The sequence below is a fragment of the Collinsella sp. LCP19S3_B11 genome (assembly GCF_052121915.1).
Taxonomy (GTDB): domain Bacteria; phylum Actinomycetota; class Coriobacteriia; order Coriobacteriales; family Coriobacteriaceae; genus Collinsella.
Map to the genome: position 1 here is coordinate 331,245 of NZ_JBQKDI010000001.1, position 24,865 is coordinate 356,109.

The window sequence follows — 24,865 nt, forward strand, 5'->3', positions numbered from 1 at the left end:
CCAACTGGGCTCTAAGGCCGCTTCTTTTTATTGAGCGCCGCAGGGGAAACGCGGATACCGTCGCCAGTCTGACGAACATAGGTCTTCCGTGCCGGTTTAGAGGCCACAGCAGTCTTTTGAGCATGCTGATTGGGGTCCACGGTAACCTGAGAGGTTGGATGTGCCTTAACGGACGCAGAAGGCTTCTGAGGAGTGCGCCCGAGCTTGCACATCATACGGTCCCAGCGCGCATGGATACTCTCGTTATGAGCGCTCTTAAGGCCCAAAAGAGGGGCGGCCAAAATGGTAGGCGCGATAAAGGTGATCAGACGCCAAAGCAGATAGCCGGCAGTCGCTGCCGTGCCAAAAAAGTGACCCAGGAACAGCGCGAAGCCGCCCTCGGCACCACCAGTGCCGCCAGGCAGCGGGACGGCGGAACTCAACAGCTGTACAAAAGCACTCGCCGCCATGACCGAGAAAAAGTCAACGTCGTACTGACCAAAGGCAAGCATCAAAAAATACGGAACCAGGTAGAAAAACGCCAGCTGCAACATGGTGATGACGACCGTGAGCAGCATGGACGAAAAATGGCCGGCAGAGAGTTTGAATTTCTCGGAGAACGAGTAGATCTCGCCATCGACAAAGGTGCGCCAGCCCTCGATCTTAGTAGCTGAAACGCCCATGCGCTCGAGCCAATTGATAATACAATGTGCGACGCGCGTGACGGTCTTGGGCATCAACGCCACGGCAAAGATGCCGAGAAGAATGCAGCAGTGGCCGCCAAAACTAAAGACGCAAAGCAGCGTCATGTCGCCATAGCGCTCGGCGAAAAACGGCATGCGGGCGAGCAGCAGAATGGCACCCCATGCCACCAAACCAAACTGGTACACGATAAAGCGGGTGAACTGCGTGGCACCCGCTTCGCCCACATTTTGGCCGGCTTTGGTCAGGCGATAAATCTGGGCAGGCGTGGAGCCCATCATCATGGGCGTCAGGTTGCCAAAGAAGATGCCGCTCGCCTCGACCGAAATGAGGTCGCGGATGCCGACAGGCGAATTGGGATCGAGCCATACGGCAATCGCGTACGCCACGATGCCAAAAAACAAGTATAGGAACATGCAGAAGCACGCGGCAGCGAGCCACGGCGCCTGAACGCTAGCCATGGCGGCCCAGAACTGACCCATCTGACCGGTCACGACCAAATAGACGATATAGCCCACCAGCACAATGCCAATAAAGATGGCACCACGACGTGCGCTCTTGTTGTCATCGCCGCCCGAAACATCGACTTGAGGCTTTGGGGTATGCTGAGAGGACTCCGTCATGAGGCTCCTTCTGACCGTCAATGTATCTGGCCTATTGTACCCGTATGGGAGATAAGCAAAACGTAAAGCTATGGGGCAAATGGGATGAACAGACAAGCCCGCATGTAATAAAAAACCCGACCTTCGAAAAGAAGGTCGGGTATCCAAAACTTGGTAGCCCGTACCAGATTCGAACTGGTGATCTCCGCCTTGAGAGGGCGGCGTCCTAAACCGCTAGACGAACGGGCCATAAGCCTCAGCAGAAAAGAAGTGGTAGCCCGTACCAGATTCGAACTGGTGATCTCCGCCTTGAGAGGGCGGCGTCCTAAACCGCTAGACGAACGGGCCACATGACATCTGCACTGCCGTGCTGCGAGGACATATATTACGGGACAAAAAACGCGAACGCAAGAAGAAATTCCAAATTGGCCAAATTTTGTCGTGAGGTTATGGAACACACAGGTCAACCTGGTAGCTAATTTGGGACGGGGCTTTTTTAGCTACCCCTGCCAGAATCACGATTGTTCGTCCTATTGACAGCGGGGGTAGCTAAAAAAGCCCCGTCCCAAAAGAGCTACCCCAGGTTGAGGTGGGCCAGAAGGGCCTCGCGGGTGTTGGGGACGTTGTCTTCGATCACAGCGTCGAGGGCGACGTTGAGAAGCTGTCCCAGCTCAGGCCCCGGTTTGACGCCGGCGCGAATCAGGTCCCCTCCGTTGATGCCAAGCATCTTAAGCGTATAGGGCTCCCCCGCTTCCAACAGTTCGTGGGCGAGCGAACGCATCTCCTCGATCGTCTCGACGTAATAGAAGCACGACGGTGCCTTACCCAGCGTATCGGCACGCTTAAGGTCCATAAGCTCGTCAATCAAACGCGGCGTGTCGACGCCCTCACCCGAAAGCGAGCGCATCATATTGAGCAAACAGGAGCGCTCGGGGCGCAACGGCTTATCGTGATACCTGATAAGCAGACACACGTCGCGAACCAAATCGTGCGAAAGCGCCAAGCGATCCATAATAGCGCGCGCTTTCTTGGCACCAAGCTCAGGATGACCGTAAAAGTGGCCGCTGCCCGCATGATCGACCGTAAAGCAATCGGGCTTGGAGACATCGTGCAAAAACGCTGCCCACATTAAGCTCGACGAAGGCGCCACGCCGTCACACAGTGCCAGCTCCCCCGCTACCGTCAAAACGCGAGCGATATGTTCGTAGACATTAAAGGCGTGGTAGACGCTGCGCTGGTCAAACCCACGAGCCGGCGCAAGCTCGGGCACGGCGGCGCAAACAAGCTCGGGGTAGCGTAGCATCGCGTCTCCCCCGTGACCGGTCGATAGAATCCCCTCAAGCTCAATGCCCACGCGTTCGCGAGCCACGGCATCGAGCAGCGGCGAGCACTCGGCAAGCGCCTGTTTGGTCTTAGGCTCGATCATAAAATCCAGACGGCAGGCAAAACGCACGGCGCGCAGCATACGAAGCGCATCCTCGTTAAAGCGACGCTTGGGATCTCCAACGGCACGAATCAGCTTACGCTCCAGGTCGCCCTGGCCATCATAACGGTCGACAAGACCGCGCTGGGGATGCCAAGCCATGGCGTTAACGGTAAAGTCACGACGTGCCAGATCGTCCTCAAGCGACGCCGCACGCTCCACACTCTGAGGATGGCGACCATCAGTGTAAAAACCGTCCAGGCGATACGTCGTGACCTCAATACGCTCATCGTCACAAAGGGCGGTAATGCCGCCAAATTTTATGCCCGACTCAACCACCGCAATGCCGGCTGCCTCGAGCGCTGCCTTGGACTCTTGCCACAGGCCGCTACAGCACATGTCAACATCGTGGCTGGGACGTCCCATCAGGGCGTCACGCACCCAACCGCCTACGAACCAGGCCTCGAGACCGGCGTCCTCAAGCGCACGTAGCACACGCAGGGAGGCATCTGTGGGCTGCGTACCGTTGAGCGAAACATTACACATACCTATGGCCTCCTACGCTTGCGAGCGTTAAACGATGGTTCTCAAGCAGTCTAGCAAGAAACAAGCATGAGCGCACATGAAATCACATCGTCGGTTCGCGCGAACGAGACAGCAGAGCCCATGCGGCCAACAGATAAAAACACCCGCCTCGGAGATCCAAAGCGGGTGTTCGGCAACGATGTGTCTAAACGGTTAGCAGACCTGGCGAACGTCGATGTGCTTCTTATATTCGTCCACCTTGGCAAAATCGCCCAAACCAGGGCACTCGACCACGTTGGCACCGGTTGCCATCGAGAGGCGCAGGGCGTCCTCGACGCACTCGGGGGCATCGTGCCACACGGACAGGAAGGCGGCAAGCGAGGAATCACCGGCGCAGACCGTCGAGAGCAGCTTGACCTCAAAGGTGCGTTTGGCAAACCAAATGTGCTCGCCGTTGGAGAAGTACGCGCCATCGCCACCAAGGGTCAGCAGCACATTCTTAGCGCCCTTGGCGTGCAGCTCAGCCATAGCGCACTTAACGGACTCGTCGTCGCCACCGCTCACCTTAATGCCAAAGATGTCGAGCAGCTCGTCGTCGTTGGGCTTAATGAGCAACGGCTCCATGGCAATGAGATCGGCCAGCTGATGGCTCGAAATATCGAGCACGAACTCGGCACCCTTTGCCTTAACACGGCGAAGAACCTCGGCCAGGAAACCCTCGGAGGTGTTGGGGGGCAGCGAGCCGCTAATGACCAGGCAGGTCATGTCGTCGAGCGAGTCGATGAGCTCAAACATCTCCTGCTCGTTGGCAGCATTGATGGCAGCGCCTGCATTGACCATGTTGTACTCGGTATCGGGACCGGCGTTGAGGAAAACGTTGACGCGCGTGATGCCGTCAGTCCACACGGGCTTGACGGGCACACCCAGGGCCTCGGCGCCCTTGACGATATACTCGCCTGAGAAGCCGGCAAAAAAGCCCAAGATCGTGGTGTCGACACCGTAGTGATCGAGGGTGAACGAAACGTTGAGACCCTTGCCATTGGGCGTATAGACCGCGTTGCGCGTGCGGGTGACGGTGTTGGCGGAAAGTCCGTCGCAGGAAATGTTGTAATCAATGGCGGGATTTGCAGTGAGCGTGTAAATCATGAATGTTCCTTTCACAAAGCAACGTGATAATGAAAGTATATTCCACACCTTGTGAAAAGACCATAGCAACTCGGCGAACGGTGTAGAACGCGTGCAGGTCGACAGAAAAGCAGCAAGGCGGGGCAAAAAAATCAGGAGTGCTTGCCCTGAAGCTCATTTGCAATTTACAAATAAGCGCCCCGGCTTAAACCGGGGCGCCATATAGCCACGAATATGTAGCGTTTCGCTTACTTGCGATCGAGCTTGCGGACAGCAACGCGCTTACTATACTCATCGACGTGACCGAAGTCGCCGATGCCCACGGACTCGGCAACGTTGGCGCCAGTGGCCATAGCGAGCTTCATGGCCTCCTCGACGTTATCGCGATCCCTGTACCACTTGTGCAGGAACGCAGCGAGCGTGCAGTCGCCGGCGCAGACGGAAGAAACCAGCTTGATGTTGAACTCACGCTTAGCGTACCAGATGTCCTCGCCGTTGGAGAAGTAAGCGTCGCCGCGGCTACCACGGGTGAGCAGCACGTTCTGGACGCCGGCATCGTGAGCCATCTTCATAGCAACGCGGACCTCGTCGTCGGTGTCGACTTGCACGCCAAAGATGGCCTTCATCTCGTGATGGTTCGGCTTGATGAGCAGCGGCTTCTTGTGAGCGAGCTCCTTGAGCTTGTCGGAAGACAGGTCCAGGACGACGTCGGCGCCACGAGCCTGAGCGTGATCCATGACCTGAGCCAGGAAGTCGGGCGTAGCTTTGGGAGGCACGGAGCCGGAGACGATCAGGCACTCAAGATCGCCCGCGGTGTCCAGGATGTTGTAGAGCTCCTTCTGGTGCTCCGGCGTAATCGGGGCGCCGGGGTTAAGGATGCCGTACTCGTGCTGGCCATCGTTGACATAGGTGTTGATACGCGTGATGCCGTCGGTCCAAACCGGGCGGCACAGGCAACCCAGGTTCATGACCTCCTCGACGATGAACTTGCCCGTGAAGCCGGCGAAGAAGCCGAGCGCGACGGTGTCGACGCCCATCTTCTTAAAGGCGAAGGACACGTCGAGGCCCTTGCCGTTAGCCGTGTAGCTGGCCGAGCCGGTGCGGACGTTCTCGTCGGGCTCGAGCGGAGAGCTCGAAACCGTCATGTCGACAGCCGGGTTAGCGGTTAGCGTGTAGAACATTTACAGTACCCCCTGTATATTTGAGGGCCGCGCGGCCAGCCCATTCCAACCACGCGGTTACCTCTGATACCAAATTAGCGAGCGGCAGCCTCAAGCAGCGCCTTGACCTCTTCGGCAGTGGTGCAGGCGAGCGCCTTCTCGGCGAGATCGTCGCACTCGGCCTTGGTCCACTGGCTGATGGTCTTGCGGGCGCGCAGGATAGACGGAGCGCTCATCGAGAACTCCTCGAGGCCCCAGCTGATCAGCAGCGGCTCAAGCAGCGGATCGGCAGCGGCCTCGCCGCACATACCGACCATGATGCCAGCCTTGACGCCGCTCTCGATGATCTTCTTGAGCGAGCGAAGCACGGCGGGATAGTACACCTGGTACAGGTTAGAAATGGTGTCGTTACCACGGTCGGCACACATGGTGTAGCCGATCAGGTCGTTGGTGCCGATCGAGAAGAAGTCGGCGACCTCGGCCAGGCGGTCAGCGATCAGCGATGCGGCCGGCGTCTCGACCATAATGCCGACCTCGATGTTCTCGTTGAACTTGCGGCCCTCTTCGGTCAGCTCGGACTTGCACTCCTCGACGAGCTCCTTAACGGCCAAGACCTCCTCGACGCAAGTGACGAGCGGGATCATGATCTTGACATCACCGAAGGCGCTGGCGCGCAGCAGAGCGCGGAGCTGTACCTTGTACTGGTCGGGGTTGGCCAGGCAGTAACGCACGGCACGGAAGCCCATGAAGGGGTTCTCTTCCTTGACCATATGCAGGTACGGGATCTCTTTGTCGCCACCCACGTCGAGCGTGCGGATGATGACCGGAGCGCCATTGAGCGCGCTGGCAACCTTGCGATAGGCGTTGAACTGCTCCTCCTCGGAAGGAAGCTCGGCGGAATCCATGAACAGGAACTCGGAGCGGAACAGGCCAATGGCCTCGGCGTCGTGATCGAGCGCGTTGGGCACGTCATCGGGGTTACCGATGTTGCAGGCAATGATCTTCTTGATACCATCGGCAGTCACGGACGGCTTGCCACGGAAAGCCTCGAGGGCTGCCTTCTCGGCAGCGAAAGCCTCGGCCTTGGCGGTGTAGGCGGCGAGCGTCTCCTCGTCGGGATCGGCCTCGACGATACCCTTGCCACCGTCGACGACAACGGTCATGCCGTTGCGCAGCGCGGTGCAGCTGTTGGCAACCGAAAGGACAGCCGGAATCTCGAGGGCGCGAGCGATGATCGCGGAGTGCGACGTGCGGCCACCGGTCTCGGTGACGATACCGGCAACGTGGGCCTTATCGATCGTGGCGGTCATGGACGGCGTAAGGTCATGCACGACAACGACAGTGTTTTCGGGCAGGACGGAAAGATCGACGACCTCCTTGCCCAAAAGCTCGGCCAGAATACCGGTGCGGATGTCGGCGATGTCTGCCGCGCGCAGGCGGAACATCTCATCGTCCATGGACAGGAACATGTTCTCAAACATGGTCGAGGTGTCCATGAGCGCCTGCTCGGCGCAGGTGCCGCCGTCAATGGCGGCGTTGATGGCGTCGGTCATGCCCGGGTCCTGAGCCAGGACGATGTGTCCGCTCATGATCTCGGCCTCGGCCTCGCCCACCGTCTCCTTCATGTGGTCGGCCTGAGCCTGGGTCTTCTCGCAGAAGACCGAAAGGGCGGTCTGATAGCGCTCCTTCTCTGCTGCCGAATCAGCAACCTCGTGCGGCTCAAACGTCAAGTCGGGTTCGACGGCAACCATGACGGTGCCGATACCGATGCCCTCGGAAGCGTTGACTCCCTGATACATTCCTATTCCTCTCTCCGTGTCATGTGATAAAGCGTTTTGCCATATCCATGACAAAAGAGCGCAGTTCCCTTTAAACAGGTCACTGCGCCCCCAAATATGAACTTAGTTGTTCAACATGCGACCCGTTTGAGTTCTACTCGCCAAGACCGCTCTTGATGAGCTCGATGGCAGCAGCCAGAGCCTCGGCCTCGTCAGCGCCGTCGCACTTGACCTCGACCTCGGTACCGCAGGGGATGCCGGCAGCCATGAGGGCCATCGGGGACTTGCCGTTGACCTCCTTCTCGGGGGTGACGACCGTCACGTCGCAGGCGTACTTGCCCATGGTGGAGGCGAAGAGGCCAGCCGGACGCATGTGAAGACCCTGAGGATTAACGAGGGTAGCCTTCTCAGAAACCATAATTGACTCCTTTTTTGTGTTTAACCCCTATCAGCAATGCGACAGGAGCCATATTCACGACGTTGATTATATTAACTCACATCAAACGGTTTTTCATTATGTTTCGCACGAATTGTTGGACAGATGTCGTTCCTGCATGCTCGCCTGCCGGGCGGGGCGGTTAAGTTTGCTGCTCTACAGTCCTGCGCAAGACGGAAAGCACATCAAGTGCTTTCCTTTGCGTGCGGAACTCGCGACAAACTTAACCGCCCCGCCCGGCAGGCGAGCTGCGGAAACTCGGTCGGTCCAGAGCAATATCGTGCGAACGAAATTCTGGCTGATAATTTGTTCGCCTGGTTGATCTGGTTGATGCGGTTGTCTATACCCTCCTGTGAACTGAGGAGTATCCCGAACTGTCGGCAGGAAGGAAATGTCCCTCAGTACCGGGTAACTTGAAAAAAGGCGGGGACCCCTGATGGAGTCTCCGCCTTATATACAGGGGGCGATGTTATTCGCAAGCTGCGGGATTAGACCAGACGGGCGTTGATCGTCTTAGCGATCTCGGCAGCGTCGGTGGAACCCTTAACGGTGGCACGGAAGCCCTCGTCCATGAGCGCCTCGGCGACCTTGGACAGGATCTTGAGGTGCGTGGTGCCGGCCTGGGCACCGGGGATGAGCAGGGCAATAGCCACGTTGACGGGAGCGCCGTCCATAGTGTCCCAACCGGTCACGCCAGAGTCGTCCTTGACGACGATGACGGCGGCCTCGGTAATGGCATCAGACTTGGCATGCGGAATAGCGAAGCCCTCCATCATGCCCGTGGTGCCCTCGGCCTCGCGGGCCAGGAAGGCGTTCATTACGGCGTCGGCGTCGTCAGCGATACCGGCCTTGACAGCCTGGTTGGAGACAAAGCTCAGGGCCTCGTCACGAGAAGCAAAATCCTCGGCGACAAAAACGTTCTCGACCTTCACGAAGTCGGAAGCCTCAGCCTTGGGGGCCTCGACGGCAGCGGCCTTGGGAGCCTCGACCGGCTTAGCGGCAGCGGCGGGAGCGGCCTTCTGCTTCTTCTCGAAGTCATACTTCTTGAAAGCAACGAACAGGATGCCACCGACCACGGCGCCGATGAGGATCGCGAGGACCCACAGCGGACCGTTCTCGACAACGGGCAGGACCAGGAAACCACCGTGAGGCGCCGGATCGTGGACGTTGAACATAATGGTCAGGATCGAGGCGATGGAGGAACCGAGCATCATGATGGGCATGACGGGCCAGATGTTCTTGGTCATGAACGGAATGGCGCCCTCGGTGATGTGGGTGCAGCCAAGGATGAGGTTGACGATACCGGCGTCATGATCCTCCTGGCTGAAGTACTTCTTGCCGACGATGACGGCGAAGGTGGTGATCAGCGGCGGAACGATGCAGGCGGCGGAGACGGCAGCCATGAAGTTGGTACCGAAGTTATAAGTGTCGGTGCCGACACCGGCAGCCAGGGCCTCGGTGAGCATAGCGGTACCGGTGACGTAAGCAGCCTTGTTGACCGGGCCGCCCATATCAAAGGCGCACATGCAGCCAATGGCAAGACCCAGGACAACAGCGCCAGAGGCAGACAGACCCTTGAGGAAGTCCATCATGGCGGTGTTAATGGCAGCCATGGGGCCGGAGATGCCGAGCATGACCAGGCCGACGATGGCGGTCGAGAACAGCGGGTACAGGAAGATAGCCTTGAGGCCGTCCAGGTTCTTGGGCAGCTTGGCAAAAACCTTCTCGAGCAGCAGGATGACATAGCCAGAGAGGAAGCCGCCGACGATGCCGCCCAGGAAGCCGAAGCCCACGCCGGCACCGCCGGCATCGATCATGCCGGTCTCGGCATTAACGGGCAGGCCCTGGATGGCGATCATACCGGCGACAAAGCCGGGAACGAGCGCCGGGCGCTTGCCGATGGACTCGGCGATATAGGCGGAAAGCACGGGAACCATGAGGTTCATGGCGATGCCGCCGATGATCTTGAGCATAGCGGCAAAGCTGTTGTAGTCGGCAGCCGTCGAGTCGAAGGACGTGATGCCCCACAGGAACGAAACGGCGGTCAGAACACCACCGGCAACGACGAAGACCAGCATGTGGCTGACGCCGTTCATGAGGTGCTTATAGATGATGTGACCGATGGACTCCTTCTCCTCGACCTCATCCTCGACATCGGCAGCAGCCGCAACCGTGTCGTCGCCCTTGGCGGCGAGAGCACGGTCGATCAGCTTGCCGGCAGCCTCGACGGACAGGGCCTTGGAAACACCGACGGAAACCATGGGCTTACCGGCGAAACGCTCCGCCTGGACATCCTTATCGGCTGCGACGACGACGGCCTTAGCACCGGCGATCTCACCCTTCGTGAGTTCGTTCTCGACACCGACCTGGCCATGGGTCTCGACCTTAATGGTCAGACCGCGCTCGGCAGCTGCCTTCTCCAGCGCCTCCTTCGCCATGAAGGTGTGCGCGATGCCGGTCGGGCAACCGGTGGCGGCGATGATGTCAAACTTAGCCATGTGTCCCTCCTTCTTGAGTACTGCGCCCGCGGGCGCTCCCCTACACGCGCTACGGTGCGCGCTTTTCCACTCCTGAAAGATACCAAGCCACCGCTTATATGAGAAGCAATCAAGCCTATTTCTCCGGTGAAAGGTTCTTTCACAACCGTAAACGGTCGATGAAAGTTTACCATCAACTTTTGAAACAGCAAGGTGTATCTTGTAATTGAAATCCCCGTATACTAGAGCGGCACACAACAAGACAGGTTTTAATGCCAACCAGGAGTCATCCATGTCCGATAGCAGCAAGAGCGCACTCTCCCTTATTAGCACGCACAAGGGATACAGCGAGTCCGAGCAGCGCATTGTCGACTATATCCTAGAGCACCAGTCCGAGGCACCGCTCCTAACAGCCGCGCAACTCTCGCGCGCCGCCGCAACCTCCGAGGCCACCGTCTCGCGCTTCTGCCGCAAGCTGGGCTTTGGAAGCTTTCGCAGCTTTCAGTTTTCGCTGGCGCGCGATCTGGAGAGTCAGCGCAGTGAAGGCCTCACAGACGAGGTCTCGCTCGATAACATGGAGCAGAGCCTCAAAAACATCCTCGCCGCAAAGGTCAGTGAACTCAATGCGACCATCGATGGCATTGATCACGATACACTGGCAGCCGTCGTGCACGCGTTTAAGAACGCAGGGGCTATCGAGTTTGCAGCCGTAGGTAATACCAACGCCGTTGCGCTTGACGCGACGTTTAAGTTTTCGCAACTGGGCCTTCGCTGTATGTCAAGCACCATCAGTGAAACCTCGATTGGTTTTGCGCTCACGTTGCGCCCCGGCGACGTTATCGTGCTGATCTCGAACTCTGGCAAGTCGCGTCGACTGAATCGCATGGCAAAAGCGGCTCGAGGCTGTGGTGCCACCGTAGTCGTCATCAGCAGCGACAGCAAGTCTCCGCTTGCCCGCCTAGCCGACTACACCTTTAATACCGTGAACCACGAGGCGCTGCTCACCACGGGCGACTTTGCGTTCTCCAAGATCAGCGCCACGATGATCATCGAGGTTATCTACAACTTCCTGCTGCCCGAAATCGAGGACGCCCGAGAGCACATCAGCTACTACGAGGAGCTTATCCAGCCGGATAAGGTCGTGGAATAGAAATTATGGCAAGCCGACAAACGCCACTCGCCACGAAACCGGCCCATCTACTACGTTTTATCAGTATGGCCCAACCACAAACCGAAAATAGAAAAACCGCAGGCGTTCTACCTGCGGTTTTCTTTTTGCAATTCAAGGCGTGGTTGCCGACAGCCTATTAAACGTAGTAGATGGGCCGGTTTCGTGGCGGCCGGGTCGAACATACATGTAACGGCTCGGCCTAAGCATGCGCTTCCTCGAGCATCTGCTTTGCGTGCGCCAAGCTTGCCTCCGATTGATCGCCGCTCAGCATACGGGCGATCTCTGCGGTACGGGCGTCCCCGGCCACCTCATCCAGATGGGTTTGGGGAACGTCGCCGGGCTCTTTGCTCACCACGTAATGTTTGTCGGCCATGACGGCGACCTGCGCCAGGTGCGTTACGACAATCACCTGATGCGTTGCGGCAAGATCTGCCAGAACGCTCGCAAGGGCGCGTGCAGTAGAGCCACCAACACCGGCATCGACCTCGTCGAACACCAACGTATCCACGCCGTCCGCGTTACCCAAAACAACCTTGCTCGCCAACATGACACGGCTCAGCTCGCCGCCGGACGCAATGCGGCGCAGGGGGCGCGGCGTCAATCCGGCACCGCTACGATACAAAAGCTCGTAGCTCGAAGGGCCCGCCGGCGTCCACTCGGCGCGCGGAAGATCGCGCGAGTCCCAAACGAGCTCGGCGCCGCCCATCTCCAGGCGCGCCATCTGACGGCCAACCTCGTGGCAAAAGCGCGGGGCTGCCGTATTGCGTGCGCGCTTAAGTGCCTTGGCGGCGGAGAACAGTTCGCGCTCCGCCGCGCCAAGCGCTTCGCGCGCCTTCTTAATCTGCTCATCACCATCGTCTACCAGCGACAACAGCTCTCGCGAGCTATCGCGCATGGCAAACACGTCGTCCATGGTGGGACCCCACTGACGCAAAAGTCCCTTAAGATCGGAATACCGCTCGCGCATACGAGCCAGCTCGCGCGGATCGAAGGCGACCCCATCTCGATAGGCGCGCAGCTCGTTGGCACAATCCTCGAGCGAGATGCAGGCATCCGAAAGCGCATCGGCGATATCACCCAACTTGCGATCGACAGTAGCCATGCGCGAAAGCTCCGCGACGGCACTGTTCACGGCATCGAGTGCTCCCCCTTCGGCAGCAAGCGACGCATGGGCATCGTTGGCCGTTGCCACCAGCACCTCGGCATGCTCGGAGCGCGGCAGCAGCTCCTCGAGCTCCTCATACTCACCCGGCTTGGGGTCGACCTCGGCGATGCGCTCCAGAGCGAAGCGCGCCTCCTCGACACGACTCCCCTGCGCACGCGAGGCCTCTTCGACGCGACGGACCTCTTTGGCAGCCGCGCGCGATGCCTTAAGGCAAGCACGATAGCGATCGAGCGCCTCGAGCGCCGGGCGCCCCGCCCATGCATCGACCATGGCAACATGATGCGCGGGGTCGAGCAGGCGCTGGTGCTCGTGCTGGCCGCAAAGATCCATCATCACGCCGACGCGCTCCGAAAGCTCACGCACGCTGGCGATGCGGCCGTCAATTTTTACGCGGCTGCGGCCCTCGGCAGAAAGGCTGCGCTGCACGGTGAAGCCCTCCGTGTCGTGCGGACCGTCAAACAGGCGCGCCTCGACGTTGGCGAGCGTCTCGCCCTCGCGCACCGTCGACGAATCCGCGCGCTCGCCCAGAATGAGCTTAAGCGCCGAGAGCAAAGCGGTCTTGCCGGCGCCGGTTTCTCCGGTCAGAACCGTTAAGCCCGCGCTCGGAACCAACGTCGCCTCGCGAATGAGGGCAATGTTGGAAACCTGCAGCTCATCGATCATGACGCACTCCGTAGAACACGCGGCTCACCGAGTTATAGAAGCTCTCGGGGCCGTAATCCAGCAGCAGAACATCGCCGGGACCGCGACGCACGGCCACGCTCTCGACCGTGCCATCGCAGGTAATAAACTGTCCATCGATGGCGATCGCAGGCACGCTCGGGCGGTCATCGGACATAAAAATCTCGACGACATCGCTTGGCGAGGTCAAAAAGGCGCGAGCCTGAATGGTATGTGGGGCGATGGGCACGCAAACCATGCCCGTGTAATCGGGACTGACGATGGGGCCGCCGGCGGAAAGCGCGTAGCCGGTGGAACCGGTCGCTGTCGAAACGACGACGCCGTCACCGCGCAGGCGGTCGATATGATGGCCGGACACCGTGATGTCGAACTCAACCATATCGGACAGGGGCCCGCGCGTAAGCGCCATATCGTTAAGGGCAAACGTGCGCACGACATCCTTCGTGCCATCTTCGCGCACCGAAACGATATCCGCGGCGAGGGTGGCGCGGCGACTCACATGGAGCTCACCGGAAAGGGCATCGCTCACGACCTGCAAAATATCGCGATCCTCGGGGCTCGCAGCCGTCAAAAAACCCAAATGACCATAGGAAAGGCCCAGAATGGGGATCTCGCGGTAGTTGAGAATGCGGGCGGCCCGCAACAGCGTGCCGTCGCCGCCGAGCGTAATGACCAGGTCGGCATCGTCAACATCGGGCGCACGCTGGATCTTGGAACGCTGATCGGCAGCCCATGCGACCTCGTAGCCCTGGCGCGAAAGCCAAAGCTCGAGCATCAGGCCGCTCTCGACCGCCTCTTGCTTGTAGTAATTGGGAACCAGAAAGACCTTCATAGCGTTGCAGCTTTCTCGCTCAAAGCCGTTACCTGTGATTGCAGCTCATCGTCGGCGCGCTCGCCAGAGGAAAACCTCGTGCCGTACAGGAAAAACTCGACGTTGCCCTTGGCGCCATGGATGGGCGACACGCACACGTCGAGCGGGAACAGGCCCTTGGCGGCAAAGAGCTCAATCGCCGCCACAAGCGTATCGCGGCGGACGGAGGGGTCGGTCACGATACCGCCCTCGCCCACCAGCGCAGCCGGCGCCTCAAACTGCGGCTTTACGAGCGTGCAGAACGAACCCAAAGGCTTCAGGCACGCCAACACGGCGTCGATGATATTCGCGATACTCGTAAACGACACATCGCAGACAGCCAAGTCGATAGCGCCGCCGTAGCCAAGCTCGGGCAGTTGTGTCACGTTGGTGCGCTCATGGAGCCTCACGCGCTCGTCTTGGCGCAGCGACCAATCAAACTGAGCGCGACCCACATCGACCGAAACAACCGTTGCGGCGCCACGCTTGAGCAGGCAATCGGTAAAGCCGCCCGTGGAGCAGCCCACATCGAGGCAAGCAAGGCCCATGGGATCGATCCCAAACGCATCGAGCGCGCCCTCGAGCTTGAGCCCGCCGCGCCCCACGTAGGGAATACGGCCCTTCACGTGCAGGGGCAGACCGGGCGTCACCTTAAGGCCCGGCGAGGTCAAACGCTCGCCGCCACTCGAGACCAAGCCGGCCATAAGAGTGCGAAGGGCATCCGCGCGGTCGGCGCAGATGCCCTGTGAAATCAGTTCGTCATCGAGACGCACGCGTTTCATGAATGCCATCAACCATTCGTATCCGGAGACGCGGCCTGGCTATCCTGGGATTCGTTTGCCGCATCCTCATCGTATTCCTGCTCGAGCTTATCGGCCTCACGAGGCGTCAACTCAAACTTGTCGACCATATCGACCGCACGGGAGCCAAGTTCGATCGCCTCGTCAAACAAATCGAGCGAACGCTCCAAGGACGTATCCTTGGAGCGAACGGTAGCGATGATCTGGTCCAAGCGGTCCGAGATCTCGTCGAAGTTGCGGACGGAACCCTCTGGCATGGCTACTCCTCGACGGTACCGGTCTCGACCTCGGCGACCTCGGCACCCTCGTCGAGAACGCCGGCCGCAGCCTGAGCGGCTGCAACCTTGGCGGCAGCCTCGGCGGCCTGGGCCTCCTCGCGGGCGCGGTCCTCGGCCAGCAGCTCCTGATACAGGTCCTCGCCCGGCAGCTCCTCGCTACGCGCGATCTTGCCCAGCACGCCATTGACAAACGACGCGGACTGGTCGGTGCCATAGGCCTTGGCAAGCTCTACAGCCTCGTTGATCACGATGGCGTCCGAGACCTCCTCGTCGGTGAGGAAGCGCATCTCATAGACGGCGATACGCAGCAGATTGCGATCGGCGCCGGGCATGCGCATAAGATCCCAGTTCTTGGCGATGGAGCGCAGGGCGCAGTCGATGCGGTCGATATACTCGTAGGCACCGCGGCACAGCTCCAGAGCGTAGGGGTCGAGGGGACCCTTCGAGATCAGGAAATCGCCCTCGAGGACGCGCTCGAGCGGGCTGTCCGTCGCCTCGGCCTGGAACAGCAGCTGCAGCGCCTGACTGCGGGCAAGCGTACGCCCGCGATAAACCTTAAGGCTCAAAGGTTACTCCTTGGGGAAAACGAGGCCGTCGATGCAAACGTCAACGCGCTCGACCTCGACGCCTACCTGGGCATCGATAGCTGCGACCACGGCGGAGCGAACGGCCTCGGCGAGTTTCTTGAACGGATAGCCAAAGAACACCACGACGCGCACGGTGAGTGCGAGCTTGTCGCCGATGACCTCGGCCTCTACCGGCGGCTCGGAAGCCGGGGCCTTGGACGAAAACATCATGGAGACAAGGTTGGTGGCAAGGTCCTTGACGCCCACGGAGGCGATGCCCTCGACATCCGTGACGGCGCGCGAGACGATGGCGGTCAGAACATCGGGCGAAATACCGATGCCGTCAATCTTGATTTCCTGGGGCATGAGTCCTCCTAGAAGAGTTGGTTGCTAGACGCGGGAGACGAACTTGCCGTCGCGGGTGTCAACCTTGATGACCTCGCCCTCGTTGAGGTACATCGGGACCTGGATGACAGCACCGGTGTCGATGGTGGCCGGCTTGGTGGAACCCTGAACGGTGTCGCCCTTAAAGCCCGGGTCGGTCTGGACGATGGTGGTCTCGATGAACATCGGCGGGGTCACGCCCATGAGCTCGTCGTCGGCGAAGAGCAGCTGACAGGTGTCGTTCTCGCGCAGCCACTTGGAGTTCTCGCCCACCATGTCCTCGGGAACGGGAACCTGCTCGTAGGACTCGTTGTCCATGAAGATGTAGTCGGCGCCGTCGTTGTAGAGGTACTGGAACTCACGGGTGGTGAGCATGACGCTCTCGAACTTGGTACCGGCGTTGCAGGTGTTCTCGACGACACGACCGCTCTTGATATCGCGGGTCTTGTAGCGCACAAAAGCACCGCCCTTGCCCGGCTTGACGTGCTGGAACTCGACGATGGTGTAGACCTTGTCCTTAATGCGGAGACCGAGGCCGTTCTTGAAGTCGGCGGTAGAAATGGTAGGCATAGCGACCTTTCTTGTTATGGGTAGAACGCACAAGCGTCCAAATTACATACGAGCGAAATTATACACTTGCAGGCGGCGCCTGCGGCGAGCGCATAAAAAGAGAACGCGGGGCGCCCGAATCATTTCGGACGCCCCGCTTCCAAAATCAAACTGAATGGCTTAGCAGTCGATGACGTGCAAGTCGTGCGGGGTCTTGGTGAAGGGCTCATAGCCGTTCTCGGTGACAACACCGTAATCCTCCAAGCGCACGCCGCCCACGCCGGGCAGGTAGACGCCGGGCTCCATGGTGACAACCGAGCCGACCTCGATGATGTTCTTGCTGCGGTTGAAGTTGGGCAGCTCGTGGATGTCGATACCGACACCATGGCCCAGGCCATGGTTGTAGTAATCGCCATAACCGGCATCGCCGATGATCTTCTTGGAAAGCTTGAAGATATCGTTACCCTCGACCCCCGGATGGATAGCGGCGACGCACTCCTCGTGGGTGCGGCGCACGAGCTCGTACAGGTCGAGCTGTTCCTGCGTGGGCTCGCCCATCACGACGGTACGCGTCATATCGGAGCGATAGTCGCAGTAGCCCGCGCCATAATCCATGAGGACGAAATCGCCCTTCTCGATGACACGGTCGCTTGGGACGGCATGCGGGTTGGCGGTGTTGGGACCGCTCGCGACGATGGAGCCAAAGGCCAAGCTGTCGGCACCGTTGGCGAACATAAAGTTCTCGAGCTCGTTGCGGACCTGCTTCTCGGTCATACCGGGCTTAATAAAGCCGAGCATGTGCTGGAAGGCGGCATCGGTGATCGACTGCGCGTGTCGCATGAGCTCGATCTCCTCGGCATCCTTGATGGCGCGCATCTTACGAATGTCGTCATGCATCAGCGGCAGCATGCAGGCGACGGAGCGATCCTCAAGACCACGCTGAATACCCTGGTAAAAGTTAATCTGCATGTCATCCTCGACGGCGCAGACACGACACTTGTTGGCCGCGATCTTGTCGGCAACCCAACCGGGGATGGTGCCCTCGTCCATGTCGTAGACCCAGGGGCTGCCGGCGGGCGTGTTCTCCTCAAAGCTGTTGAGATAGCGCGAGTCGGTATGGAACAGGCACTGATCGGCCGTAATAAATGCGGCGTGCGGAAACTCGAAGGTGTAATCGAAGACGCCCTTTACACCCGTGAGCCAACGGAGGTTGGCCTCATCGCGCACGACGATAGCATCGTAGCCGCGCTCGACCATCAGGGCACGGACACGCTCGATACGACCGGCAGGACCGGCAGCAAACTCAGACATTCAGATTCCTTTCTTATTGTCCTCAAAAAGAGCAGGACGGGCTTCAAACGAATAGCCGAACCACAAGCGATTCGCAACCGATTGAAAACCCGTCCCTCAAAATGATACGAAAGACGATGGATGTCAATAAAGTTAAAAAAGTTCCTTGCGAGAAGCCAGATACGCCTGCGCATGGCGTTCGAGAATCTCGTCCTCGACATTTGTCAGGCGAATGGCGCCGAGCGCCGCGGGTAGCGGCAGCATGCTGCGGTTTGAGCGGGCAAACTGCTGCTTGCGGAACTCCTCGATAAACGCGGTGGGCTCCAAGTCGAAGGCAAGCTCTTCGATGCCAAAGTCCTCCAGGCAATCGTCGAGATCAAACACATTGTCGATATCGAAGTCGCAGGCATCATGTGCTAGGCGCGCCTCAAAGCGCATACCCTCGGAAAGGAGCTGGTATGCGGGAACGTTAGCCGCGGCCTCGCCCAGGCAGGCGCGAAGGGTGCGCTCCCCTGTCTTACCAAAATCGAGTGCATGGCGAGCACTGGGATTCGTGGCCATGAGCACGTCTTTGCGCGCGGTCTGGGACCACTGCACAGCATTGACGAGCGCGACCTCCTCGCCGGAAAGAATCTCGGGAACAGTCTCGGTAAACTGATTCCAGCGGGACTTGCTGCTCGAAAGCATGGTGCCAACAAGCACCACATAGCCGAGCTTGAGATCCTCGGGGTCCGCCTCGCGAACAAGGTCGAGGTCACACACGACCAAGCCCGATTCGGGACGGAACGCGATAGCGGGAAGTGCATTCGACGACGAGGCGACGAGCGGCTTCATGGTCGTCGCGACCGTGAGCATGGCGTCGAACGTTGTCGGCAGCAAGGCGCACTCGGTACGACCGCACCACTGGTTGGCGCACCAGCTAACAACCGAGCAGGTTGCGGCATCACCAACGGCGACAACCAGATCGTCGCAGGTAATGCCGTTGGCAGATAGGGCGCCAAAGATGGCATCGGCATCGGCCAGCGTGGCACCAGCAGGCGAAACCTCGAGTGGGAGCTGCGACACGACAAAACCGGCATCAACCAGCGCATGCTCGACGACCTCGCCAAAATGCTCTGACGTGGCGTCGTTCCAAACCACCAATGCGCGCTTAGGCTTGCCCACAGCCGAGGCAAACATGCGCGACAGCTCCTCGAACGCGCCCAATCCGACGCGGACATCGACACTGCGGTTTTGGAAATTGATCAGTTGACGGCGAATCATAGCAGCCCACGCTCCAAAAGCATCTCGGCACAAAGGTAGGAAACGTCCTCGAAGGACTTGTTGCGAATATCAAGAGTAATATCGGCGGCCTGGCGATATAGCGGACGGCGATGCTCAAACAGGCGCGCGGCATGCTCGGGCGAACGGAAATCGGGACGCGTGTCGGACCGACGAATCTGGCGAATCGAATCCTCAAAGTCACCTTCGAGATACACACAGATACCCATCTGGTGCATAAGCTCAATATTCACCGGAGTCTCGACGATACCTCCGCCGCAGGAAACCAGCAGGCTGCGCTCGCTTTGGAGCGAACGGAGCGCCGAGGTCTCGAGCTCGCGAAAACGCCCCTCGCCCTCGGTCTCAAAAATCTCGGTCACCGATTTACCGCAACGACGCACGACAAGGCGGTCGGTATCGATAAAGCGACGTTTGAACATAGTGCCCACGTTGCGCGCAAGCGTCGATTTGCCCGCGCCCAAAAAGCCGATAAAGAAGATATGGTCGCAGCCGTGTTTGGTGTGCTGGGACATAGCGAGACCTATTCCTCGCAGGGAAGGTCGCGCAGGGCCCGGCGCTCAAAGATACGGAAGATCTGCGTATACCACAGGTCCTGAGTGGCCTGAGGCTTTACCAAGATGGTATCGACGCCGGCGAAATTGCCGCTCCACACGTCGGTGTAGAGCTGATCACCGATCAGCACCGCCTCGTCGGCCGTGGCGCCCAGGCGCTTAAGACCCGCCTTGAGGGCAAACGGAGCCGGCTTCATGGCGTGGCTAATGGCCTCGAGTCCCAGCTCGCGCGCAGAGCTCATGACCTGGTCGCGATGCCAGTTGTTAGACACCATGCACAGCTTAAAGCCTTTGGCGCGGGCGGCGTCGAGCCAAGCGGAAACCGCGGCGGGAACCTGCTCGGTGTCGCGCGGCACCAAGGTGTTATCGCGATCGAGCAGAATGGCGCGTTTGCCGTCGGCCCACAGGGTATCAAGGTCGATGCGGTCGACGGATGCAACATATCGTTTGGGGCTGAAAATCCTCATGTTTAATTCCAAGACTGTTGGTGCTCTTCGTAGGTTTGCGAGAAGTACTCCTCGTCCTGCGTAATGTAGAAATACAGGTCATCGGAGTCGGTCGGCTCAAGCGTGGCCTTGAGTGCCTCGAGCGACGGGGAGCAGATGGGCGTGGGTGGCAGACCCTCGTGCTTATAGGTGTTGTACGGACTATCGCTCTGCAGGTCGTCGGCGGAAACCTCGCCACCGGTGACATACATCATGGTCGCATCGCTGTTGAGATAACGCAGACCGTCGAGCTTGCCGGCAAGGCGGTTGTAGAAGACCGAGGCGACATGTGCGCGCTGCTCGGCGTTGAGACCCTCGCGCTCAACGATGGAAGCGAGATTGATGATGTCGTAATCGGACATCTCCACGCCGTAACGCTCTTTGATCTTGGCCTCGCACCCGGCAAAATCGAGAGACTTGTACTCGGTGTTGAACTGATCGAGCATGGCGCGGATAACGTCATCGGCGCTCGGGTCCTTGCCCAGCGAATAGGTCTTGGGGAACAGAAAACCCTCGAGCGAATCGTTGGCAGCGCCCTTAAGGAAGCTATAGTCGTCCACGTAGTTGGAAGCCTTGGCCTGGTTGAGGAAGTCTTCCTTAGAGATGCTGTCGTAGGCCTGGGCCACACGGTCGGCGACTTGATCGACCGTTAGACCCTCGGGAATAGTAAGCGCATTGGAGCCCGCATTGGGGCCTTCCATGAGCTGCTGAACAACCTTGGTCGCATCCATGAATGTGGTGAACGAATAGGTACCGGGCTTGAGCGACATATCGGCATTAAGCTTTTTGACCGCCGCATAGTAATCCTTAGGATTTTCGACGATATGGTTCTCGGAGAGGATCGAGGCGATGGTGTCGCCCGAAGCACCGTCGGGAATGGTCACCGTAACCTGCTGACCAGCCGTAACCTTCGTATCCTCACCGGCAAAGAAGCCCTTGACGGCCGGCACGACAAAGAAAGCGATCGCAGCAAGCGCGAGCACCGCCACCACAACGCCGATGATCATGGGAACCGGAGAACTCTTCTTTTGAGCACCGCGTCGAGCACGCGTGTCGTAGCTCGAGCGGGTCGCCGGAGCAACGCCATGCAAACCGCGAGCATGATGCGAATGCGATTGGGTAGCCTGCGTTCGCCGGACAGGTGCCTGCTGCTTAAAGCGGGTACCGCCTGCAGGCTGGGCCGTACGAGCAGTGGGCTGCTGAGCCGCGCGAGAAGCCGGATGCTGAACCGAACGAGCAGAAGGCTGCTGACCCGTCCGTTGAGCAGGTTGGGCCGAACGAGCGAAGGACTGCACCGGGCGCGCGCCAGGCTGAGCTGCGCGCTGCGTCGGCTGTGCCGGACGCTGGCCAGGCTGGGCAGGGCGCGACGCGGGCTGACGTGTACGATTCGGCTGGCGCGGATCGGAAGCGCTAGGCATGCGAAACCTCCTCGTTTTTACGATCGAGCCACGTCTGCAAAAACAGGCTGGCGGCAATCATGTCAATCTTGCCCCTCATCTGCTTTTCGTTGAGGCCCTGCTCGCGCAGGATACGCTTTGCCTCTTGCGAGGACAGACGCTCGTCCTCAAACTCCAACGGAAGATCGAGCTCGTCGGCGATCTTTTGTGCCACGGCGGCAACGCGCTCGGCTTGAGGGCCAGGCTCACCGGCCATGGTCAAGGGACGTCCGCTTACCAGGATGTCGGGCTCATAGTCCTCGACCAGGTAACGGAACGTCTTGGCCATACCGGTGACCTCGGCGGCCGGGAGTACCTTGACGGGCATTGCCATCTTGCCATCACGGCTCGAGACGGCAATGCCAATCCTGGTCTCCCCTATGTCCAGCGCGAGCGCGACCACAGCGACTACTTCGGTTCTTAGGCGCCCAGCGCGGTCTTAGCGGCCGCGAGGGCATCGGCGATACCGGCGGCGTTCTTGCCACCGGCCTGGGCCATGTTGGGACGGCCGCCACCGCGACCATCGACCAGGCCCGCGATCTGCTTGATCACGTTGCCGGCGTGGAAACCGGCCTTGACGGCGTCATCGGAGCCGGCGGCGAGCAGCGCCGGGGTGCCCTTCTCGGTCACGCTGGCGACGACGCAGGCAACGGGGCCGGAAACCTTCTGGTGCACAGTATCCCAGACGTTGCGCAGGTCAGCAGCCTCAAGGCCCTGGAGCTCGGCGACAACAAGCTTGTAGCCATCGAGCTCGACGGCTCCCTCGATAGCATTGGAGATAGCGTCGGAGGAGCCACCGGTCAGGGCCTTCTTGAGCTTATTGGAGGTCTCGCGCAGCTCGGCCTGCAGGTTCTCCACACGAGCGGGAACCTCGTCGACACGGCACTTAAGCGCAGCGGCAGCGGCGTCAACGAGTGCCAGGCGGTCGGCCATGTAGTCGAGGGCACCCTTAGAGGTCACGGCCTCGATACGGCGGACGTTGGAGCCCGTGGAGGACTCGGAAATGATCTTGAACAGGCCGATCTCGGCAGTGTTGGCGGCATGGGTGCCACCGCAAAGCTCACGGGAGAACGGCTGGTCCTCGGCGCCCACGGAGACAACGCGGACAACGTCGCCGTACTTCTCGCCAAAGAGGGCGACAGCACCGGCGGCCTTGGCCTCATCGATGCCCATGACGCGGGTAACGACCGGCTTGGAAGCGAAGATCTGCTGGTTGACCAGGTCCTCGACAGCCTTGAGCTGCTCGGAGGACAGGGCCTCAAAGTGCGTGAAGTCAAAGCGCAGGTGCTCGGGCGTCACCAGCGAGCCGGCCTGGGAAACATGCTCGCCTAGGACCTGCTTAAGGGCGGCGTCGAGCAGGTGCGTGGCGGTGTGGTTGCGGCGCAGGAAGCCACGACGCTCGGCGTCGAGCGCGGCGGTCACGGTGGCACCAACGGTCAGCGTGCCCTCGGCAACGTGGGCGACGTGGGCATACAGGCCGTTGTGGTTCTTGGTGTCGGCAACCGTCAGCGCAACGCCCTCAGCGGATAGCTTACCGGCGTCGCCCTGCTGGCCGCCCATCTCGGCATAGAACGGGGTGCGGTCGAGCACGACCTCGACGTCCTCGCCGGCGGCAGCGGACTCGACGGACTCGCCGTTGCGCACGATGGCGACAACCTTGGCACCCTCGATGACGTCGTTGTCATAGCCGTCGAACTCGGTCGCGGCAACTTTGTCGGAAAGCTCGACCCACACGTCGTTGAAGCTGCCCCAGGCGTCGCCCTTGGCATTGGCGCGGGCGCGGGCCTTCTGGTCCTCCATGCAGGCGGTAAAGCCGTCCATGTCGACGTCGTGACCAGCGGTGCCGGCGATCTCGACGGTCAGGTCGATGGGGAAACCAAAGGTGTCGTGCAGCTTAAAGGCAACATTGCCCGGAAGGACAGCGCCGTCGGCGAGCGCGGCCAGGGCCTCGTCCAGGTAAACGCGGCCGTTGTCGAGCGTCGTGGAGAAGCGCTCCTCCTCGGAGGCGACGATACCCTTGACGAGCGCGACGTTCTTGAGCAGCTCGGGATAGGCCTCGCCCATCTGAGCGTTGACCTCGTCGATGAACTTGGTCAGGAAGGCGCCCTCGATACCCAGCAGGCGACCGTGGAACACGGCGCGGCGGAGCAGGCGGCGAAGGACGTACTCGCGGCCCTCGTTACCGGGGAGGATGCCGTCCGAGATCATGAAGTCGACGGCACGGGAGTGATCGGCGATGATACGCAGCGAGCGGCTGGCACCGGAGTAATCGTCGGCGTCATAGGTCTTGCCGCTGATCTCCTCGCCCAGCTTGATAAGATGCTGCATCAGATCGCCGTCGTAGTTGGCGGTCTTGTGCTGCATGATAGCGGCCATGCGCTCCAGGCCCATGCCCGTATCGAGGTTGCGGTGCGGCAGCTCCGGCATGGAGCCGTCCTCCTGGCGGTCGTACTGGGTAAAGACGAGGTTCCAGAACTCAAGGAAGCGGTCGCAGTCGCAGCCGGGCTTGCAGTCGGGGCTGCCGCAGCCGACCTCCTCGCCCATGTCAAAGTAGATCTCGGAGCACGGACCGCAGGGGCCGGTGGGGCCGGCGGCCCAGAAGTTGTCGTCCTCGCCCAGACGCGAGATGTGATCCTCGGCAACGCCCAGAGAGCGCCACACGTCATGGGTCTCGTCGTCCTCGGTAAAGACGGTGAAGTACAGGCGGTCGAGCGGCAGCTTGAACTCCTTGGTGATGAGCTCAAAGGCCCAAGCGCAGGCCTGCTGCTTGGAGACGCCGCCAAAGGAGAAGTCGCCGAGCATCTCAAAGAAGGACAGGTGACGGCCATCCTCGCCAATGCAGTCGATGTCGTTGGTGCGGACGCACTTCTGGCAGGAGATAGCGCCGATCTCCTTCATGGTCTTCTTGCCCTGGTAATACTCCTTAAACTGGTTCATGCCGGCGTTGGCAAGCAGCAGCGAAGGATCGTCGGGGACGAGGGACGAAGAAGGATAGAGCTTAAGACCGCGCTCCTCAAAGAAGTTGAGGAACTTAGAGCGAATCTCAGCCGTAGTCATTGACGGGTAGTCAGCACTCATAGAGGGAATCTCCTCGGTTTCACATCGAAACAGTTCAAACGTAACGATATTACCATCCCACCGCGCAAGTGCAAAAAAGAGGGCCGCCAAACA

At 59.9% G+C, this 24,865-nt stretch carries 22 protein-coding genes and 2 tRNA genes; 1 reads left to right on the top strand and 23 read right to left on the bottom strand.

All coding sequences use genetic code 11. From position 1 onward, the window contains the following. Positions 1–11: 11 nt before the first annotated feature. The 9 genes from ACTQV4_RS01415 to ACTQV4_RS01455 form a co-directional block, all read right to left on the bottom strand. Positions 12–1,304, bottom strand: coding sequence for a lysylphosphatidylglycerol synthase transmembrane domain-containing protein (locus ACTQV4_RS01415; protein WP_154515563.1), 1,293 nt, complete (start codon positions 1,302–1,304; stop codon positions 12–14). A 151-nt stretch (positions 1,305–1,455) separates the two neighbouring features. Further along, positions 1,456–1,532, bottom strand: a tRNA-Glu gene (locus ACTQV4_RS01420). A gap of 22 nt (positions 1,533–1,554) precedes the next feature. Beyond that, positions 1,555–1,631: transfer RNA gene (locus ACTQV4_RS01425), tRNA-Glu, on the bottom strand. Positions 1,632–1,857: 226 nt separating this feature from the next. Next, positions 1,858–3,252 carry a CCA tRNA nucleotidyltransferase gene (locus ACTQV4_RS01430; RefSeq protein ID WP_427717346.1) on the bottom strand — a complete coding sequence of 465 codons (1,395 nt, stop codon included), beginning with the start codon at positions 3,250–3,252 and terminating at the stop codon, positions 1,858–1,860. Between the two features lie 192 nt (positions 3,253–3,444). Next, entirely contained in the window at positions 3,445–4,377 is a 933-nt protein-coding gene (locus ACTQV4_RS01435; RefSeq protein WP_427717343.1) for a 1-phosphofructokinase family hexose kinase, read from the bottom strand. A 227-nt stretch (positions 4,378–4,604) separates the two neighbouring features. After that, positions 4,605–5,537 carry a 1-phosphofructokinase family hexose kinase gene (locus ACTQV4_RS01440; protein WP_441554500.1) on the bottom strand — a complete coding sequence of 311 codons (933 nt, stop codon included), beginning with the start codon at positions 5,535–5,537 and terminating at the stop codon, positions 4,605–4,607. Between the two features lie 74 nt (positions 5,538–5,611). Beyond that, positions 5,612–7,315, bottom strand: coding sequence for a phosphoenolpyruvate--protein phosphotransferase (ptsP, locus tag ACTQV4_RS01445; protein ID WP_441569117.1), 1,704 nt, complete (start codon positions 7,313–7,315; stop codon positions 5,612–5,614). 133 nt (positions 7,316–7,448) lie between these two features. Beyond that, the gene (locus tag ACTQV4_RS01450; protein ID WP_022094575.1) at positions 7,449–7,712 is read right to left on the bottom strand and encodes an HPr family phosphocarrier protein; all 264 of its coding nucleotides are present in this window, start codon (positions 7,710–7,712) and stop codon (positions 7,449–7,451) included. A 506-nt stretch (positions 7,713–8,218) separates the two neighbouring features. Beyond that, the gene (locus tag ACTQV4_RS01455) at positions 8,219–10,228 is read right to left on the bottom strand and encodes a fructose-specific PTS transporter subunit EIIC (RefSeq protein ID WP_427728173.1); all 2,010 of its coding nucleotides are present in this window, start codon (positions 10,226–10,228) and stop codon (positions 8,219–8,221) included. Positions 10,229–10,499: 271 nt separating this feature from the next. Between ACTQV4_RS01455 and ACTQV4_RS01460 the strand changes: the two genes are divergently transcribed. Further along, positions 10,500–11,357, top strand: coding sequence for a MurR/RpiR family transcriptional regulator (locus ACTQV4_RS01460; RefSeq protein ID WP_427795869.1), 858 nt, complete (start codon positions 10,500–10,502; stop codon positions 11,355–11,357). 220 nt (positions 11,358–11,577) lie between these two features. Here the strand turns inward: ACTQV4_RS01460 and ACTQV4_RS01465 are convergent, their stop codons facing one another. The 14 genes from ACTQV4_RS01465 to alaS all read right to left on the bottom strand — a co-directional run bounded on the left by ACTQV4_RS01465 (position 11,578) and on the right by alaS (position 24,772). Further along, positions 11,578–13,206, bottom strand: a complete 1,629-nt coding sequence (locus ACTQV4_RS01465; RefSeq protein ID WP_441569119.1) for a DNA repair protein RecN — start codon at positions 13,204–13,206, stop codon at positions 11,578–11,580. Further along, positions 13,196–14,056, bottom strand: a complete 861-nt coding sequence (locus ACTQV4_RS01470; RefSeq protein ID WP_427728169.1) for an NAD(+)/NADH kinase — start codon at positions 14,054–14,056, stop codon at positions 13,196–13,198. Before ACTQV4_RS01470 ends, ACTQV4_RS01465 begins: the two co-directional genes overlap by 11 nt. Next, positions 14,053–14,856 carry a TlyA family RNA methyltransferase gene (locus ACTQV4_RS01475; RefSeq protein ID WP_441569139.1) on the bottom strand — a complete coding sequence of 268 codons (804 nt, stop codon included), beginning with the start codon at positions 14,854–14,856 and terminating at the stop codon, positions 14,053–14,055. The genes ACTQV4_RS01470 and ACTQV4_RS01475 overlap by 4 nt, the downstream gene beginning before the upstream one ends. Positions 14,857–14,864: 8 nt before the next feature. Further along, a complete protein-coding gene (locus ACTQV4_RS01480; protein ID WP_154515533.1) occupies positions 14,865–15,131 on the bottom strand; it encodes an exodeoxyribonuclease VII small subunit in 267 nt (88 codons plus the stop codon). Positions 15,132–15,133: 2 nt separating this feature from the next. After that, entirely contained in the window at positions 15,134–15,718 is a 585-nt protein-coding gene (gene nusB / locus ACTQV4_RS01485; protein WP_427717322.1) for a transcription antitermination factor NusB, read from the bottom strand. 3 nt (positions 15,719–15,721) lie between these two features. Next, positions 15,722–16,084 (bottom strand): Asp23/Gls24 family envelope stress response protein, encoded by a 363-nt coding sequence (locus ACTQV4_RS01490; RefSeq protein ID WP_427793770.1) that lies wholly within the window; start codon positions 16,082–16,084, stop codon positions 15,722–15,724. A gap of 24 nt (positions 16,085–16,108) precedes the next feature. After that, positions 16,109–16,672, bottom strand: a complete 564-nt coding sequence (gene efp / locus ACTQV4_RS01495; protein WP_154515524.1) for an elongation factor P — start codon at positions 16,670–16,672, stop codon at positions 16,109–16,111. 159 nt (positions 16,673–16,831) lie between these two features. Further along, entirely contained in the window at positions 16,832–17,962 is a 1,131-nt protein-coding gene (locus tag ACTQV4_RS01500) for a M24 family metallopeptidase (RefSeq protein WP_427717316.1), read from the bottom strand. Between the two features lie 132 nt (positions 17,963–18,094). Then, positions 18,095–19,204 (bottom strand): hypothetical protein, encoded by a 1,110-nt coding sequence (locus ACTQV4_RS01505; protein ID WP_441569122.1) that lies wholly within the window; start codon positions 19,202–19,204, stop codon positions 18,095–18,097. Further along, positions 19,201–19,734 (bottom strand): shikimate kinase, encoded by a 534-nt coding sequence (locus tag ACTQV4_RS01510; RefSeq protein WP_441537466.1) that lies wholly within the window; start codon positions 19,732–19,734, stop codon positions 19,201–19,203. Before ACTQV4_RS01510 ends, ACTQV4_RS01505 begins: the two co-directional genes overlap by 4 nt. An 8-nt stretch (positions 19,735–19,742) precedes the next feature. Continuing rightward, positions 19,743–20,240, bottom strand: coding sequence for a YqeG family HAD IIIA-type phosphatase (locus ACTQV4_RS01515; protein WP_117646451.1), 498 nt, complete (start codon positions 20,238–20,240; stop codon positions 19,743–19,745). 2 nt (positions 20,241–20,242) lie between these two features. Beyond that, the gene (gene mltG / locus ACTQV4_RS01520) at positions 20,243–21,676 is read right to left on the bottom strand and encodes an endolytic transglycosylase MltG (protein WP_441055021.1); all 1,434 of its coding nucleotides are present in this window, start codon (positions 21,674–21,676) and stop codon (positions 20,243–20,245) included. Further along, entirely contained in the window at positions 21,669–22,097 is a 429-nt protein-coding gene (gene ruvX, locus ACTQV4_RS01525; protein WP_035138185.1) for a Holliday junction resolvase RuvX, read from the bottom strand. The genes mltG and ruvX overlap by 8 nt, the downstream gene beginning before the upstream one ends. A 17-nt stretch (positions 22,098–22,114) precedes the next feature. Beyond that, positions 22,115–24,772, bottom strand: a complete 2,658-nt coding sequence (gene alaS, locus ACTQV4_RS01530; protein ID WP_441569124.1) for an alanine--tRNA ligase — start codon at positions 24,770–24,772, stop codon at positions 22,115–22,117. Between the last annotated feature and the right edge of the window lie 93 nt (positions 24,773–24,865).

What these genes read in the sequence shown, in the direction of transcription:
- ACTQV4_RS01415 (WP_154515563.1), bottom strand. Translation starts at nt 1,304, where the DNA reads ATGACGGAGTCCTCTCAGCATACCCCAAAGCCTCAAGTCGATGTTTCG.
- ACTQV4_RS01430 (WP_427717346.1), bottom strand. Translation starts at nt 3,252, where the DNA reads ATGTGTAATGTTTCGCTCAACGGTACGCAGCCCACAGATGCCTCCCTG.
- ACTQV4_RS01435 (WP_427717343.1), bottom strand. Translation starts at nt 4,377, where the DNA reads ATGATTTACACGCTCACTGCAAATCCCGCCATTGATTACAACATTTCC.
- ACTQV4_RS01440 (WP_441554500.1), bottom strand. Translation starts at nt 5,537, where the DNA reads ATGTTCTACACGCTAACCGCTAACCCGGCTGTCGACATGACGGTTTCG.
- ptsP (WP_441569117.1), bottom strand. Translation starts at nt 7,315, where the DNA reads ATGTATCAGGGAGTCAACGCTTCCGAGGGCATCGGTATCGGCACCGTC.
- ACTQV4_RS01450 (WP_022094575.1), bottom strand. Translation starts at nt 7,712, where the DNA reads ATGGTTTCTGAGAAGGCTACCCTCGTTAATCCTCAGGGTCTTCACATG.
- ACTQV4_RS01455 (WP_427728173.1), bottom strand. Translation starts at nt 10,228, where the DNA reads ATGGCTAAGTTTGACATCATCGCCGCCACCGGTTGCCCGACCGGCATC.
- ACTQV4_RS01460 (WP_427795869.1), top strand. Translation starts at nt 10,500, where the DNA reads ATGTCCGATAGCAGCAAGAGCGCACTCTCCCTTATTAGCACGCACAAG.
- ACTQV4_RS01465 (WP_441569119.1), bottom strand. Translation starts at nt 13,206, where the DNA reads ATGATCGATGAGCTGCAGGTTTCCAACATTGCCCTCATTCGCGAGGCG.
- ACTQV4_RS01470 (WP_427728169.1), bottom strand. Translation starts at nt 14,056, where the DNA reads ATGAAGGTCTTTCTGGTTCCCAATTACTACAAGCAAGAGGCGGTCGAG.
- ACTQV4_RS01475 (WP_441569139.1), bottom strand. Translation starts at nt 14,856, where the DNA reads ATGAAACGCGTGCGTCTCGATGACGAACTGATTTCACAGGGCATCTGC.
- ACTQV4_RS01480 (WP_154515533.1), bottom strand. Translation starts at nt 15,131, where the DNA reads ATGCCAGAGGGTTCCGTCCGCAACTTCGACGAGATCTCGGACCGCTTG.
- ACTQV4_RS01490 (WP_427793770.1), bottom strand. Translation starts at nt 16,084, where the DNA reads ATGCCCCAGGAAATCAAGATTGACGGCATCGGTATTTCGCCCGATGTT.
- efp (WP_154515524.1), bottom strand. Translation starts at nt 16,672, where the DNA reads ATGCCTACCATTTCTACCGCCGACTTCAAGAACGGCCTCGGTCTCCGC.
- ACTQV4_RS01500 (WP_427717316.1), bottom strand. Translation starts at nt 17,962, where the DNA reads ATGTCTGAGTTTGCTGCCGGTCCTGCCGGTCGTATCGAGCGTGTCCGT.
- ACTQV4_RS01505 (WP_441569122.1), bottom strand. Translation starts at nt 19,204, where the DNA reads ATGATTCGCCGTCAACTGATCAATTTCCAAAACCGCAGTGTCGATGTC.
- ACTQV4_RS01510 (WP_441537466.1), bottom strand. Translation starts at nt 19,734, where the DNA reads ATGTCCCAGCACACCAAACACGGCTGCGACCATATCTTCTTTATCGGC.
- ACTQV4_RS01515 (WP_117646451.1), bottom strand. Translation starts at nt 20,240, where the DNA reads ATGAGGATTTTCAGCCCCAAACGATATGTTGCATCCGTCGACCGCATC.
- mltG (WP_441055021.1), bottom strand. Translation starts at nt 21,676, where the DNA reads ATGCCTAGCGCTTCCGATCCGCGCCAGCCGAATCGTACACGTCAGCCC.
- alaS (WP_441569124.1), bottom strand. Translation starts at nt 24,772, where the DNA reads ATGAGTGCTGACTACCCGTCAATGACTACGGCTGAGATTCGCTCTAAG.